Consider the following 15,454-nt stretch of genomic DNA (forward strand, 5'->3'; position numbering starts at 1 on the left):
CGATTCAAGCACAAATACTTGATCTTATGAAAGACCTCCAAAAGAAGAAAGGCATGTCCATGATTCTTATCACACATGATCTAGGAGTAGTATCAGAGGTTTGCGACCGATTGGTTGTCATGTATGCTGGAAAAATTGTTGAAACGGGATCTGTAAAGGATGTATTAACCAACCCTTCCCATCCTTATACAAAAGGATTATTAGCATCACTTCCTAAAAAGGGGCAGAAAGAAAATCGTTTAAACTTTATCCCAGGGCAAGTACCTGCCCCAGTGAATTGGGGCAAGGGATGTCGATTTTCTGATCGTTGTTCTTATGTTATGAATGAATGTCATACACAAATGCCCCCATTAATGACAGTAAAAAGTGGTCAAGAATCAGCTTGCTGGCTAGCATCAGAAGCGTGGCGGAGGGATACAAATGACATTATCGAAACTGCAAAATAACGAATGTTTATTAGAAGTATCAAATGTAAAAAAGTATTTTCCAATTAAAAAGGGAGTTTTTTCTAAACAGGTTGGAGCAGTCAAAGCAGTAGATGATGTTTCTTTTCAAGTTATGAAAGGAGAAACACTTGGAATTGTGGGTGAAAGTGGTTGTGGTAAATCCACTATGGCTAGATTAATTGTCCGGTTGCTTGAGGTGACGGAGGGTAAAATTAATTTAGAAGGAAAAGATTTAACAACCATTTCGAAAAATGAAATGCGAGCAACTAGAAAAGATATTCAAATGATATTTCAGGACCCATACGCTTCTCTTAATCCAAGATGGACTGTTGAAAGAACCTTGTTAGAGCCGATGAAGGTTTATAATATCGGATCTAGTATTGAAAGGAAAGAAAAAGTATTTGACTTAATGAATAAAGTTGGATTAGACCCTAGCTACACTAAACGCCATCCTCACGAATTTAGTGGCGGACAGCGCCAAAGAATTGGAATCGCAAGGGCATTAGTGTTGAATCCAAAACTAATTATTGCGGATGAACCCGTTTCTGCACTTGATATATCCGTTCAAGCGCAGGTTATTAATTTAATGCAAGATCTCCAAGAACAATATCAATTAACCTACATGTTCATTACTCACGATTTGTCCGTTTGTGAACATATTTCAGATCGTGTGGCCGTGATGTATCTTGGGAAAATTGTCGAACTTGCAAAAAAAGAACACTTATTTTCTAATCCACTTCATCCCTACACGAATGCCCTTATTTCTGCTGCACCAGAAGTAAATGCTATCCAAAAGAAGGAAAGAATTATCTTAAAAGGAGATGTTCCAAGCCCTGCCAATCCACCAAAAGGATGTGCGTTTCATACAAGATGTGCAAATTGCATGGAGATTTGTAAAGTAGAAACGCCAGCACTGACTAAAATAGAGCCAGGACGGTTTGTTGCTTGCCATCTATATCAATAATAAATGGAGTGTAACTATGAGATTATCCATTTCAAATAAAGAAATTATTTCAAGGCAAGAGAGGTTTTGGAATAAACTGAAACAACAAGAACTAGACTGTGCTATTCTTTTTAGCCCTACTGACATCTTTTACTTAACGGGATTTTATTTTTCTCCAACGGAACGGCCAATTGCCTTTTTTATTGATCATTATCAAAAAACCCATTTATTTGTGCCCTATTTAGAGGAAGCTCATGCTGAAGATTTTTCAGTCCAAATCGATTTTGTTCATTCCTATCCTGAATACCCTGGAATAAAACATCCGATGGAATATTTTAAAGAGGAATTAATTGCAGCAGGATTTCAAGGGAAAAGAGTTGGAGTCGATAGTATAGGCTATGGCTCACCCGCGGGCTATCGTGGTCCGACTATTGATCAGTTAATACAAGCGAAGGTTTTTAAATCCATTATCGACTTTGTTCCTGAGTTAAGGTCCATCAAATCCAAAGAAGAGATAGAATTAATCAATGAGTCCTGTAGATGGGGAAACTTAGCACATCGTTTACTCCAAAAGTACTCTAAGCCAGGGGTGAGCGAACTCGAAATAACGAGTAGAGCAAGTACTGAGTCAACAATATCTATGATTGAAACTTTAGGACCAGACTATAAACCGCATGGCGAAACTGCTTTTGCTCTATTTCGGGGACAAGTTGGAGAAATGTCCGCCTATCCTCATGCTGTTACACAGAATGCTATATTAAAATCAGGAGACACGTTAGTGACTGCGTCTTCAGCAAGTATCTGGGGATATAAAAGTGAATTAGAAAGGACTATGTTTGTCCAAGATGTAAGTAAAGATCAAGAAAAGTATTTTCAATTTATGTTCGAAGCACAAGAAGTGGCTTTCAAACACATTAAGCCAGGAAAGCCAGTCTCATATGTTGAGGAGGCAGTTCAATCCTATTTTCATGAGAATAATTTAACGGAATTAACACGCCATCACACTGGCCATGCGATCGGTTTATTATTTCATGAATCACCATTCTTCGATCTGGGTGACCACACAATGATGAAACCTGGTATGGTATTTACAGTTGAACCTGGGATATATGTTAAAGGGATTGGAGGATTCCGACATTCTGATACTGTTCTTGTAACTGAAGATGGGATGGAAATGTTGACATACTACCCGAGGGGTTTAGAGTCTTTAATTTGTTACTAATTTTAGCTACCACAAAAGACAACTCAATATTTTTTTAAGAAGGAGGTAGTTTCCACCAATAGGGGAAATTACCTCATTTTTTATCTAAACTTATTCATTGTTAAAATTATTTATCATTCAACTAATGGACATTTACAATTCAATTCATCCGGATTATCTGTCGGGTTCTGTATTCTATATGCAACGAGAAGCATTTAATGTAATTTCGAAATTGAAAGATGCAGCCGGTCATTTTTATATGCAGAATGGATTTGTCAACGGTAAACTCACATATACGCTTTTTGGAGCCAAAGTTATCGTAACTAATTCTCTTACTGCTACAAATCCAATTGTATTCGGAAACGTAGGATTAGGATACGGAATAATGGTCAAGGTGAGTCGGGTCACCAAATGGTAACAGACACTAAAAATGCTTTGGATGTTACTAAAATGGTCGCCTATGACATGTATTGTAACGGAGCAGTATTTAACTCAGAGGCACTGGCTAAATTAACAGTAACTGATTAGCTATAAATATTTATGCTCAATGTTTCACAAATTTTGAGAGTAGATTATTATTGCCGTGAGCACGATTTGCCATTTGATGAGCAAACCTATTACATTACCTTTTACTATGACCAGGATGATTCGCTTGGTTTGTCAGAGATTAATAAGTTGTCTAGATTAAGTGAACGGGCCATACCGCTGTATCAGATTTTCAAGGATGCTGACGCACTGGATCGATTCCGTCTAGGCCCTGATGCTTTGGATGTGAATTTTCTGTGGACCGAAGAAGCACATCGACTTGTTGACTTTGCAAAAGAGCTCTTGCGTAAAAGTAGTGAAACTAATACATAAAAACATTTATTTATCGTGAGCAAGTCAGACGGTATTTTTATAGGATACTTTATAGTAGTAAGTAGTTTCATAGATGACCAGTATTATTGAAAAACGCTGTGGATTTAATCTACAGCGTTTTTTAGGTCTTTAGTATTTGAAGGATATGTAAAAGCGAGACGAAGGACTAGGGTATATTATCCCAATTTATCCAATTTACAGAAAGTTAATATTGTGTCAACAGATTAATAACAATATGCTTGTATGCTAGCTTTGACTTCGATCGATTTGTGTCGAAGGAAAATAATAGAATGGAGAGTTGATAGAGTGATATCCGTACTGAAAGAAAACAAATCTTTGCGTTGTTTCTTTGTATTTTCCCTCGTGTTACTAACGGTACTTTCAAACTTAAGTCCATATGTAGGAACAGCGGTGGCGGAAGTAGCTGAAGCACAGTCAGACGAGCTTTTACTGGACAGAGGAAGTGTATGGAAATATCTTGATGATGGAACCGACCAAGGTAGAGCATGGAAGGAAAATGATTTTAATGATAGCGAATGGAAAAATGGAGCTGCGCCATTAGGCTATCCAGCAAGCGAGAAGCATGGAACTTTTGGTAACATCGCAACGATCATTGATTATGGAGGCGATTCGCAAAACAAGCATGCAACATCTTATTTCAGAACGACATTCGAAGTAGAGGATTTATCAAAAATCAGTACTTCAGGTGTAATCACAGCTGGCATTGATGACAGTGCTATCATTTACCTGAATGGAAAAGAGATTGCTAGATTTAATCTTCCAGAAGGTGAAGAGATTAAATTCGATGACTATGTTCAGGATTTTGGATTAAATGATGCAAGTGAAATTAATGATAAAATATTTAATTTAACTGATGAACAAATGTCCTATATTGTAAAAGGTACGAACGTACTTGCTGTTGAAGTTCATCAGGACAGACCTTCTAGTTCAGATGTATTTTTTGATATGGAATTTAAATCAATTTATGTAGATCCAACTGTTTATGATGCATCTTATATTTTTTTTGCACCAGGGGCTGATGAAACAAAGTACAATTTCTCATGGTATTCTCCACAAACAGATGTACCGGGTGTTATTGAGTATGCAAAGGTCACAGACGGCAAACCTGAAACTGCAAAAACCGTTACAGCAACACTAGAACCAGCATCTTCAGGATACCAAGCAAATGAAGTGACCATAACAGATATTGAAGGTTCTTCAGAATATGTCTATCGTTTAGGCGATGGCAATGGAAAATGGTCAGAATCGTATAGCTTTAAAACACAAAAAACAGATTCATATAATTTCCTATTTACGGGAGATCCACAAATCGGTTCTTCAGGTAATATTGGCAAAGACACTGAGGGATGGGTAAGCACGTTAAATAAAGCAATTGAAAGATTCCCGAATACAAGCTTTATTCAATCAGCAGGGGATCAAGTAAATGATGCAAACTCAGAAGAAGAGTATGCAGGATTTTTTGCACCAGGAAAATTGAAACAATATCCAACTGCAACAACAATTGGTAACCACGATAACTCAAGAGTCTATGAATATCATTTTAATACACCATATCAAAATCCAGCACTAGGTAATTCAAATAATGCAGGTGGAGATTATTATTTTACATATGGCGATACGCTTATCATGAACTTGAACTCAAATAATAAGAATGCAGCTGAGCATACTCAGTTTATGGAAGAAACAATTGAAGCGACAAAAGATCGGGATTTCAAATGGAAATTTGTTGTTTTCCACCATTCCATTTACAGCGCAGCAAGCCATTCTTTAGAAGCAGGCATTATTAAATTAAGAGAAGACCTTGTTCCAACGTTTGATAAATTAAATATTGATGTTGTACTAATGGGACATGATCATTCTTACGTAAGAACATATCAAATGAAGAATCTTCAACCATTGAAGAACCAAATGATTGCCGAAGATGGCAGTGTGATTAATCCAGAAGGTACATTGTACTTAACCGCCAACTCATCAAGTGGTAGCAAATATTATAATTTAAAAGACCCTGAATTTTATTCAGCAGACAGATCACAATTAAGAGTACCAACATTTACGAATATCGAAGTAACGCCAACGAGTCTAGCATTTACGACTTATCGTGTAGATACAATGGAAGTAACAGATTCCTATAAAATCGTTAAAGATCCTTCGATTGAAGTTGTACTTCCAGCACTTGAGTCAGTTTCTCTTGAAGCATCTAGTAATGTGGTCCCAACAGAACCGTCAACATTCTATCCAGAAGTTTCACTTAATGTAACAGGTAAAAATGTTGATGGTGGCGTGTATGATATTGCTTTCGAAGACATTACGTATAAAACAAGCCCAGAAGGTGAACTTTCTATTTCTCAAGATGGCAAGGTAACAGTTGGAGAAGGTGCCAAGCCTGTAAAAGTACAAGTATGGGCTGAAGTAACAAATGAAGGAAAAGCCTTTGAAACAGAAAAAGTGACCATTCAAATCGTTGAGCATGCAGAACAAACTATTTTCGAAAAATGGAGTAATTGGAAGTATCTTGATGATGGATCTGATCAAGGTACAGCATGGAGAGCACCTGACTTTGATGACAGTAGCTGGATGAGCGGTGTAGCACCACTTGGATATTCTGCATCAGAAAATCGCCCAATGTTTGGTAGAGTGAATACAGTGATAAACTATGGCCCAGATGCAAGTAATAAAATTCCAACTTACTATTTTAGAACATCATTTGAAGTAGAAGATTTATCTAAGATTGGTGATGTTGGTCATATTAACTTCGGGATTGACGATAGTGTCATTCTGTACTTGAACGGACATGAAATTGGCAGACACAATCTACCAGAAGGCGAAATTGGATATGACAAGTATTTATCAGATTTATCGGGGTCAAATGTTGCTGATGAAAGTAGATATGAAACATTTACATTAGACGCAGCAGATTTAGCTCATTTAGTTAAAGGAACAAACGTATTAGCGGCTGAAGTTCATCAGGACCGTCCAACAAGTTCTGATATTTACTGGGATATGGAATTTATTACATCAGTAAATAAAGAAACGAAGGAAGAGCCTATTGTTCCTGAAAAAATATATGATTATAAAAATTACAAAACTGGAAAACTAATGATTCATGATCCAAGTGTTTCAATCACACTTGATGAAAAATCAGAAATCAAAAATGGTGTTGTATTCACAGGTGAATATGCAGAATTCCATGGGGAAGGATTTGCATACACAATAGTTACGATTAAACCTAAAAATAAGTATAATGGTACAATTGTTGATTTTAAAGGAACAAAAATTTCAAAAGTCATCATTGAGGGAGATAAGGTTACAGAAATTAGAGGATTTGAAAATGTTGCTGAATTTGAGTATGTCAAGGGAGCTAATCCAGAGAATATCAAGTTTATAGACTAAAGAATAATGGAGAGCGGGAACGCTCTCCATTATTTGTATTATGCGGTTTTTTTCTATTGTAAGATAGCAAAACAAATTGTATCGATTACCGAAGCCTCAATGGTCTCCGTATCAGGTAAAGGATAAATAGATAAAGGTTTTCGCTAATTTTGAGTTAAAAACTGTTTTCTGGAATCAAAGCCGAAACGGATAGAGTTTCAGTATCAGTATCAACTTTACAAGCCTAAGTCCTTCATGTATCATTTGAATTGAACTATTTTGCTGACTTTTCAGAAAACAGGAGGAAGATAAATGGAGGAGCGAATTTTGCATTTAATTCGTAAGAGAAAGCAGTTGATGGCGCCTGCTTTGGCTGTTGCATTACTGTTTTATTTTTTGCTTCCGTTATCTCTTACTTTTATTCCTAATGTGATGACTCGGCCAAGCTTTATTTTTAATATTTCTTGGGCATGGTTGTATGCATTTTTACAAATTCCGATGACATGGATCTTCTGTTGGTTTTATCATAAAACAGCTAAAAACATTGAACGACAGATGGAAGGTATCGATAGGGAGGAATCGCTTTGAATCCTACTTATTTTTTATTTCTTATTTATATCATTGTTTGTACATTGATTATTACATATTGGGCAGCCAAGCGAAGTAAAACAACTAATCGGTTTTATATTGCTGCAGGGACGTTAACAGGTTTTCAAAATGGAATGGCTATAGCTGGCGATTTCATTAGTGCAGCCTCCTTTCTCGGTATAGTTGGGATGGTTGCAATTCGTGGCTATGATGGTTTTTTATATTCCATTGGCTTTTTAGTTTCTTATCTTGTTGTATTATTTTTAGTTGCTGAACCTATACATCGTTTAGGTAAATATTCCCTTGGAGACGTAATTTGTTCCCGATTTCCAAGTGAGAAGATGCGTTTAATTATGGCATTTTGTACATTTATCATTTCCATACTATACATGATTCCTCAACTTGTTGCTTCAGGATTTTTACTTCGATTACTGCTAGATATCGATTATTCTATTTCAGTCATTGTGATTGGGGGATTAATGACGATCTATGTGGTTATGGGTGGGATGATTGCGACTTCTTGGGTACAGATTGTGAAAACCGTTCTTCTTATGTCAGGAACATTTCTTCTCACACTTATCGTTTTTTCTCATTTCAATTGGGATGTTGCGAAGTTAATTGAAGAAGTAAAAACAGGTACGCCTTTAAGAGAGAGTTTCTTCCTCCCTGGAAATTTATTTGATAACCCATTGGAATTCCTTTCGCTGCAACTTGCTTTAGTGCTTGGGACTGCAGGATTGCCTCATATTTTAATACGCCTATTTACGGTAAGTAATACATTTGAGGTTCGCAGGTCACTAATAAGCGCAACATGGATTATTGGGATTTTTTACTTAATGACACTCGTCTTAGGCCTTGGGACTGTCGCATTCTTAGGATATGATTCGCTAATGGTACTTGACCCTACTGGAAATTTAGCTGCACCATTACTTGCAAAGGCGGTTGGTGGTGACTTCTTGTTGGCATTTGTTTCTGCGATTGCCTTTACAACTATTGTGGCAGTCGTTGCAGGGCTTGTTATTTCCGCCACAACTGCTTTTTCCCATGATATTTTCCATCATATTTTGAAAAAAGGGAAATCAACAGAAAAGGAGCAATTGAGGGCAGCACGGTGGTCGGCATTGGGAATCGGATTGATTTCCACCTTATTTGCGTTAAATTTGGAGACCATTAATGTAACTTTTCTCGTTTCGATGACATTTATTGTTGCCGCATCAAGTATTTTCCCGGTTCTTTTATTAACTATTTATTGGAAGCGCTTTACTCAAGTGGGGGCCATTACGGGTATGTTTACTGGTCTAGCTGCTTCTTTATTATTCGTTGTTTTAGGTCCTTACATTATGAATCCAGATGATGGATGGATTAGAGGAGAGGCTGTGTTTTCTCTATATAATCCAGGTATAATAACAATTCCAATGGGCTTTCTAGGTGCATATTTGGGAACCATTCTTTCAAGTAAGCAATCCGATTCAATAACAGAATTTAACAAGTTTTATATACAATCGCAGACCGGCATTTCTTTAAGGGGAGAAAAGAAATGGAAAGCTTAACGATTATTTTATTCGAACGTTTGGGACTACTTCTAATTATTGCATTTGTGATGACACGGACCCCTGGATTCAGGTCATTGGTTTACCGGAATTATAGTGTGAAGATGTCGCTCGTTCATGCATTAGTGTTTGGCTTATTTGGAATAGCTAGTACGGTTACAGGGATTGTCATACATGAGGATGGAGTCATCAGTCATCAGTTAGTTATTTTTCCAGTAGAGGATCATCACTTAATTGTTAGCATGAGCCTTGTTGCGATTGTGATTGCCGGTTTATTAGGTGGTCCGACACTTGGTTTTGGAGCTGGGGTCATTACTGGGATTCATCTATTGTTTCTTGGCGGTGTTGGGGGAATGGCGAATGCCCTCGTCAACCCTATTTCAGGTTTACTGGCAGGGTTAACAGCAAGATTTTTTTCCAACGAACGTGTTATCTCTCCGCTGAAGGCTCTATTTATTGGGGTTTTTCCCCCGATTTTACACATGCAATTATTTCTTATTATGTACACAGATCGACTAGATATGATTACACTTGTCAATACGATTGGCTTACCACTCGTGTTATCGAATAGTACAGCGATTGCCATTTTTACAGCGATGATCGGAATTGTTTTACGCGAACAAGAAAATGAGGCAGCGCTAGCATCGAAACAAGCATTAACCATCGCTAAAGAGGCACTTCCATTTTTAAAAAAAGACTCACCTATTGACGTTGCGAATGGCTTGGCAAAATTATTATATAGTCGCCTTAGACTTGCTGCTGTTTCCATTACAGATCAAAAGGAGGTATTAGCCCATAAAGGATTGGGTAAAGAGCATCATCATTTTGGGGATGCAATTACGGCTCATCCAGCACAAATGTCGATTAAATTGAAAAAGATCCAAGTTACACACGTGAAATCAGATTTAATGTGTACTCATAAAAATTGCAGCCTTGAGGCAGCTATTTTCATTCCTATAATAGAAGATGATAATGTAACGTATCTTATTGCTTTCTATTTCCGTAAAGCAGAGCATATTTCTCCTGTTGAAATGATGATGGCACAAGGGCTAGGACAACTTATTTCAGATCAATTGAACATGCTTGGGGCGGAAAAACTAAAGGCACATATTCGAGATGCAGAGTTAAGGAATTTACAAGCACAAATCAATCCACACTTTTTGTTTAATACCCTTCAATTAATTGCCGGTTTGTTTCGGGAAAATCCATTGAAAGCTCGTCTCCTAACACTGCAATTAGCAAGCTATATGAGGTTTAATTTACGCTTAGTATCGAAATCATTAGTTGAACTAGAAAAAGAGTGTGAACATGCTGAAGCCTATACTTCTATTATTCAAGAACGATTTAAAGGAAGATTACAAATTGATTTTATAAAGCCAGCTGATCTTTCAAATATTTATATTCCGCCATCGAGCATTCAACCATTGATTGAAAATTCGGTTCAACATGGTTTAAAGAATGTAACAGATGGTGCAAAGATTGAAATTTTGATAGAAAAAGAGAATGGGAGGCTTGCTGTTCTAGTTCGGGATAATGGCAGCGGTTTTCCTCAACATATTTTACCGATTGTAAGTCTACAGCCATTAGTAAGTCATAATAATGGTGGGACAGGTATTTATAATGTGAACCAACGATTAGTCCATTTATTAGGAGATTCGGCGAGATTGCATATTCGAAATTTATCCCATGGGGGAAGTGAAGTGAAGTTTTCGATTCCAATTTCAAATCAATTTGAAGAAAAGCAGGTGTTGGGATGAATATTCGAGCGATGATAGCTGAAGATGAAATGATGGCGAGAAAGGAATTGCTATATTTATTGAAGGAAGAGAAGGGAGTTATCCTCACTCCACACGCGGAAACGGGGGAACAATTAATTGAGTTATATTCTGAACATCGGCCTGATGTTATTTTTCTTGATGTAGAGATGCCGGGTTTAACAGGAATCGAGGCAGCCCAATATATTTTGAAACAGGAGCCAGCCACTATTCCCTTATTTGTGTTCACCACTGCGTATGATGAATATGCAATGGATGCTTTTGAAGTAGAAGCGGTTGACTACTTATTAAAACCATATGACGAGACGAGATTTCGAAGGACGATGAACCGAATACGCAAAAGTATAATGAACCGAAAGAATAGTAGTGAAGAAACGGAAAAAAAGGTACAAACTATTGTATCAAAGATGTTAATTGATGACGGAGAACGGATGGTTGTAGTCTCACCTGATTCTATTTACTACGCCGTACCAAATAAACGACTTTTAGAGATTCATACTGAGGATAAGGTTATTATGAGTCGGATGACTTTACAAGATTTAGAGGACCAGTTGGCAGGTCATTTATTTTTTCGAGCACATCGCAGTTACTTAGTAAATCTGAATCACGTTTTAGAAATAACCCCATGGTTTAACGGAACAAGCAATTTAACTCTAAAAGATAAAAATCGAACAAAAATCCCTGTAAGTCGTTCTGCAAGTAAATCCATTTTTGATATCTTTAAAGGATAAGTTGTTCAATACGACAGGTTTACAACCATTCACCAGTCATACATAACCATTCACCCTGTGTTTTCAACCGTTCATCCAATTTCAATTTATAGAATATTTCAAAAATATATAATTATCTATAAATAGAAGGAGGGAGATGGTTGATTTTGGCTCAAAGGGAATTAATTACTGAGAAAAGTGTAGATTATGTAAAGGTTACAAGCAGTTCACAGTTTAAACAATTTTTGAGCAAAAAGAATAAATTTTTAGTACCGATGACTATATTTTTTATGATTTTTTACTTTTTATTGCCAATTTTCACCTCTTACACAACATTTTTAAACACCCCAGCAATTGGAGATATTTCTTGGACTTGGATTTTTGCGGTTTCACAGTTTGTGATGGTTTGGGTGATAAGTTCAATTTATGTAAAAAAAGCAGCTTCCTTTGATAAAGAAGCCGAACAAATCATTAATGAGCAGATAAGATAAGGGGGAATGGTAGATGGATCCGATTGTAGTTGTTCTTTTTCTCGCAATCGTTATTCTTACATTAGTTATTACTTATATTGCAGCAAAACAAACAAAATCTACCGGAGATTTTTATACGGCGGGTGGGGGATTAACGGGATGGCAGAATGGATTAGCGATAGCTGGAGATTATTTATCGGCGGCATCCTTCCTTGGTATTGCAGGGATGATTGCTTTAAAAGGGTTTGACGGATTTTTCTATAGTATCGGATTTTTGATTGCTTATTTAGTTGTATTATTGTTAGTTGCAGAGCCATTGCGTAACCTCGGTAAATATACATTAGCCGATATGATTAATTCTCGCTTTGATGCGAAAAAAGTAAGAGGGGCTGCTGCTCTTAGTACGATTACCATTGTTCTTTTCTACATGATTGCACAACTTGTTGGTGCAGGTGCACTTATACAGCTTTTATTCGATATCCCTTATTGGATAGCAGTGTTAATTGTTGGGGTTATGATGACGATTTACGTTCTATTTGGTGGAATGATCGCAACGAGTTGGGTACAGATTACAAAGGCTGTCCTTCTGATGGCAGGGATGATCATCATCTCCTTCTTAGTACTAATGAAATTTAACTTTAATATAGGGGCCATGTTTACTGAAGTAAAATCGGCAACTAGTCATGGCGAAGCCTATTTAAATCCGGGACTCAAATATAATAATCCTCTAGGAACGCTTTCATTAATGCTTGCCTTAGTTCTCGGAACAGCTGGTCTTCCACACATTTTGATGCGCTTTTTCACGGTAAAAGATGCGAAAACTGCCAGAAGCTCGGTTATTACAGCAACTTGGACGATTGGGATTTTTTATATTTTAACATTATTCCTTGGCTTTGGGGCTGCAATTTATGTCGGGGAAAGTGAGATTCTCGCAGCAAATCCTGGCGGAAACATGGCTGCACCGCTACTAGCTCAGGCAATTGGCGGGAATATCTTATTTGCATTCATTTCAGCGGTTGCATTTGCGACAATCTTAGCGGTAGTTGCTGGCCTCGTATTATCAGGAGCATCTGCATTTGCACATGATATTTACGGCCAAATTATTAAAAAAGGAAAGATAACAGAGAAAGAGCAAATGCTAGCTGCACGCTATGCAGCATTAGGTGTGTCTGTTATATCCATATTATTATCATTAGGTGCACAATACCTAAACGTAGCCTTCTTAGTTTCTTTAGCATTTTGTATCGCTGCAAGTGCAAATTTGCCAGTAATTTTATACACAGTATATTGGAAGCGCTTTAATACTTCGGGTGCAGTTTGGGGAGTTTTTTCCGGGTTGATCTCAGCATTAATTCTCGTATCGATTAGTCCTAGCGTATTCTCACCAGTTGAAGGGGCCGCTCTATTTGTAGGAAACCCAATCTTCCCATTCGATAATCCTGCACTTGTTAGTGTGCCATTAGGCTTTCTCGGTGGTTATCTCGGAACTATTTTTTCGAAAGAAAATGATTATAAAAGGTATGCTGAAGTCTCTGTCCGGGCGCATACAGGTTATAAAAGTGCGGAATAAATGTGCATTTGAAAATCGCTTTATTGACATGGGGAGTCAGTAAAGCAGGAAAAGCAGATAATTTAGGGGGATGAGATAGATTGGTAATGAACAAAGAGACTAGTTTTGAAGAAAAAGTAACAAAATATCCACAACTGCCACATGGGGGGAAATTAGTTAACCGCGTTTTAACTGGAGAAGAACGAGATAGAGCAATGGAGCGGGCAAATCTGCTTCCATTTATAATGGTTGATTTAGAGGCTGTCATAACGCTTGAAATGATTGCTACAGGTGTACTATCTCCAAATGAAGGGTTTATGAATGAAGCGGACTATAAATCAGTATTAATAGAAGGGCGCCTATCAAATGGACTTGTTTGGCCTGTGCCGCTAAGCTTCGCACCTGTTGGCGACAGAAATAAGCATGTGATTCAATCTCTATCGGTTGGAGATGAGGTCGCATTAGTTGATGAATCGAAGGAACCTGTAGCTATATTAAAGTTAGAAGATATTTTCGATTATGACCGAAACTTCCGCGCTCAGCAGCTATTTGGTACGACTGACCGCAGTCATCCTGGTGTCGATTCTATCTATCGAAGGATGGGTGATACTGCATTAGCTGGGCCGATTCAGTTACTTCGCCGAGTCCATTGGGGGCCATTTGAAAAAATACGAATCGAACCGAAAGATACATGGAAACTCTTTTATGAGGAGAAAAAATTTAAATCGGTTGCTGGCTTTATTACAGGTGCAAATCCTTTGCATCGCGGTCACGAATATATTCATCGCAATGCACTTGAGGAACTGGATGGATTATTTGTTCAGCCGTTAGTTGAGATGGCAAAGCGTGAATATACAAGACATGAATACCGTATGTTATCCTATCAAGCTGTGCTTGATACGTATTATCCAAAGGAGAGGACCATTCTTTCGCCATTGCGTGTGACCTACATTTTTGCTGGTCCTCGTGAAGCAGTTCTCCATGCACTCATTATGAAAAATTACGGCTGTACCCATGCTTTAATTGGCCGAGACCATGCGGGTGTTGGTGATTATTATGATAAATATGCAAGTCACACGATTTTTGATAAGTTTACGAAAGAGGAGCTAGGAATTGATATTCGGTTATTTCATGAGGTGTTTTATTGCACGCGCTGTGATAACCCGGCAACAGAACAAACATGTCCTCACGATGAGCGCTATCGAATTAATATTTCTGGAACGGGTATCCGTGAACTGCTGCGGTATGGCGTTTTACCGCCGAAGGAAATTGTAAGACCAGAATCTGCCCGTATTGCCATGCAAGGTGTGCAGCCTAAAGGTGTCGATGAGGAAGGGCTTGCAATTGCACCTGTTGGAAAAACGATAAAGTCTATTTTTCCTTATTATCTACATTCTAAGGGAATTGGCGGTTCCAAACGCAAGCGCCCTTTAGTGGTGGATGAACTAACGATAGAAGATTTAGAAGCAGCCATTAAGGATACACGCGAAAATGCGGACCGTGTGTATAAGGAGATTTATGAAGAATTCAGTCATGTAACGGATCAACTTCGTTCCGTGCAGCCGGAGTGGGTTTCGGAAGCTAGAGAATCAATTTATCGTCAACAAGAAATGGTTGTAGAAAACTTGAAAGAAAAAGTGGAAAGAGCAATGGAAAAAGCATCTGATGAATTTTTGTATCAGGATAAATCAGAAGCAGAGCGCGAACTAGAGGTAGCGAACAGGTTATTAGAAGATATTCCTGCAGCTTTGCGTAAAGCGGATCTCGAATATCGAACATGGAATCCGCTTCCATATAGACGGTATAGGGGTAGTGATGAGGAATAGATTGTTAGAATAATATGGTTCGGATTTATGAATGACCTTTCCAATAATGGAGGGGTCATTTTTTATGGTTTTAACATCTTTTACAAAGTTCAAACTTTTATAAAAACACCTATTGACTCTACACTTTATTTGTTATATGGTTAATTAC

The 15,454-nt window shown here is 37.7% G+C and carries 13 protein-coding genes; all 13 read left to right on the top strand.

Annotation, left to right across the window (positions count from 1 at the left end; translation table 11 throughout):
- Positions 1–446, top strand: a 446-nt coding sequence (locus V7149_RS00530; protein WP_335343733.1) for an oligopeptide/dipeptide ABC transporter ATP-binding protein, incomplete at its 5' end; no start/stop codon positions are given.
- Positions 421–1,410, top strand: coding sequence for an ABC transporter ATP-binding protein (locus tag V7149_RS00535; RefSeq protein WP_335343734.1), 990 nt, complete (start codon positions 421–423; stop codon positions 1,408–1,410). The genes V7149_RS00530 and V7149_RS00535, both read left to right, overlap by 26 nt.
- 16 nt (positions 1,411–1,426) lie before the next feature.
- Positions 1,427–2,611, top strand: coding sequence for a M24 family metallopeptidase (locus V7149_RS00540; RefSeq protein WP_335343735.1), 1,185 nt, complete (start codon positions 1,427–1,429; stop codon positions 2,609–2,611).
- Between the two features lie 124 nt (positions 2,612–2,735).
- Entirely contained in the window at positions 2,736–3,008 is a 273-nt protein-coding gene (locus tag V7149_RS00545; protein WP_335343736.1) for a phage major capsid protein, read from the top strand.
- A gap of 176 nt (positions 3,009–3,184) precedes the next feature.
- A complete protein-coding gene (locus tag V7149_RS00550) occupies positions 3,185–3,448 on the top strand; it encodes a hypothetical protein (protein ID WP_335343737.1) in 264 nt (87 codons plus the stop codon).
- 306 nt (positions 3,449–3,754) lie between these two features.
- The gene (locus V7149_RS00555) at positions 3,755–6,859 is read left to right on the top strand and encodes a metallophosphoesterase family protein (RefSeq protein WP_335343738.1); all 3,105 of its coding nucleotides are present in this window, start codon (positions 3,755–3,757) and stop codon (positions 6,857–6,859) included.
- A 291-nt stretch (positions 6,860–7,150) separates the two neighbouring features.
- Positions 7,151–7,426 carry a DUF485 domain-containing protein gene (locus tag V7149_RS00560; RefSeq protein WP_335343739.1) on the top strand — a complete coding sequence of 92 codons (276 nt, stop codon included), beginning with the start codon at positions 7,151–7,153 and terminating at the stop codon, positions 7,424–7,426.
- Complete coding sequence (locus tag V7149_RS00565; RefSeq protein WP_335343740.1) at positions 7,423–8,976, top strand: solute symporter family protein; 1,554 nt, start codon at positions 7,423–7,425, stop codon at positions 8,974–8,976. Before V7149_RS00560 ends, V7149_RS00565 begins: the two co-directional genes overlap by 4 nt.
- On the top strand, positions 8,964–10,733 hold the full coding sequence (locus tag V7149_RS00570) for a LytS/YhcK type 5TM receptor domain-containing protein (protein ID WP_335343741.1): 1,770 nt from the start codon (positions 8,964–8,966) through the stop codon (positions 10,731–10,733). The genes V7149_RS00565 and V7149_RS00570 overlap by 13 nt, the downstream gene beginning before the upstream one ends.
- Positions 10,730–11,482 carry a LytR/AlgR family response regulator transcription factor gene (locus tag V7149_RS00575; protein WP_335343742.1) on the top strand — a complete coding sequence of 251 codons (753 nt, stop codon included), beginning with the start codon at positions 10,730–10,732 and terminating at the stop codon, positions 11,480–11,482. The genes V7149_RS00570 and V7149_RS00575 overlap by 4 nt, the downstream gene beginning before the upstream one ends.
- A gap of 146 nt (positions 11,483–11,628) precedes the next feature.
- Positions 11,629–11,952 carry a DUF485 domain-containing protein gene (locus tag V7149_RS00580; protein WP_335343744.1) on the top strand — a complete coding sequence of 108 codons (324 nt, stop codon included), beginning with the start codon at positions 11,629–11,631 and terminating at the stop codon, positions 11,950–11,952.
- A 13-nt stretch (positions 11,953–11,965) separates the two neighbouring features.
- The gene (locus tag V7149_RS00585; protein WP_335343743.1) at positions 11,966–13,501 is read left to right on the top strand and encodes a solute symporter family protein; all 1,536 of its coding nucleotides are present in this window, start codon (positions 11,966–11,968) and stop codon (positions 13,499–13,501) included.
- A gap of 86 nt (positions 13,502–13,587) precedes the next feature.
- On the top strand, positions 13,588–15,306 hold the full coding sequence (locus V7149_RS00590) for a sulfate adenylyltransferase (RefSeq protein WP_335343745.1): 1,719 nt from the start codon (positions 13,588–13,590) through the stop codon (positions 15,304–15,306).
- Positions 15,307–15,454 lie beyond the last annotated feature (148 nt).

The sequence above is a fragment of the Bacillus sp. JJ1503 genome, from assembly GCF_036965125.1.
Classification (GTDB): Bacteria; Bacillota; Bacilli; order Bacillales; family Cytobacillaceae; genus Cytobacillus.

What these genes read in the sequence shown, in the direction of transcription:
- V7149_RS00590 (WP_335343745.1), top strand. Translation starts at nt 13,588, where the DNA reads ATGAACAAAGAGACTAGTTTTGAAGAAAAAGTAACAAAATATCCACAA.
- V7149_RS00545 (WP_335343736.1), top strand. Translation starts at nt 2,736, where the DNA reads ATGGACATTTACAATTCAATTCATCCGGATTATCTGTCGGGTTCTGTA.
- V7149_RS00570 (WP_335343741.1), top strand. Translation starts at nt 8,964, where the DNA reads ATGGAAAGCTTAACGATTATTTTATTCGAACGTTTGGGACTACTTCTA.
- V7149_RS00585 (WP_335343743.1), top strand. Translation starts at nt 11,966, where the DNA reads ATGGATCCGATTGTAGTTGTTCTTTTTCTCGCAATCGTTATTCTTACA.
- V7149_RS00575 (WP_335343742.1), top strand. Translation starts at nt 10,730, where the DNA reads ATGAATATTCGAGCGATGATAGCTGAAGATGAAATGATGGCGAGAAAG.
- V7149_RS00540 (WP_335343735.1), top strand. Translation starts at nt 1,427, where the DNA reads ATGAGATTATCCATTTCAAATAAAGAAATTATTTCAAGGCAAGAGAGG.
- V7149_RS00560 (WP_335343739.1), top strand. Translation starts at nt 7,151, where the DNA reads ATGGAGGAGCGAATTTTGCATTTAATTCGTAAGAGAAAGCAGTTGATG.
- V7149_RS00535 (WP_335343734.1), top strand. Translation starts at nt 421, where the DNA reads ATGACATTATCGAAACTGCAAAATAACGAATGTTTATTAGAAGTATCA.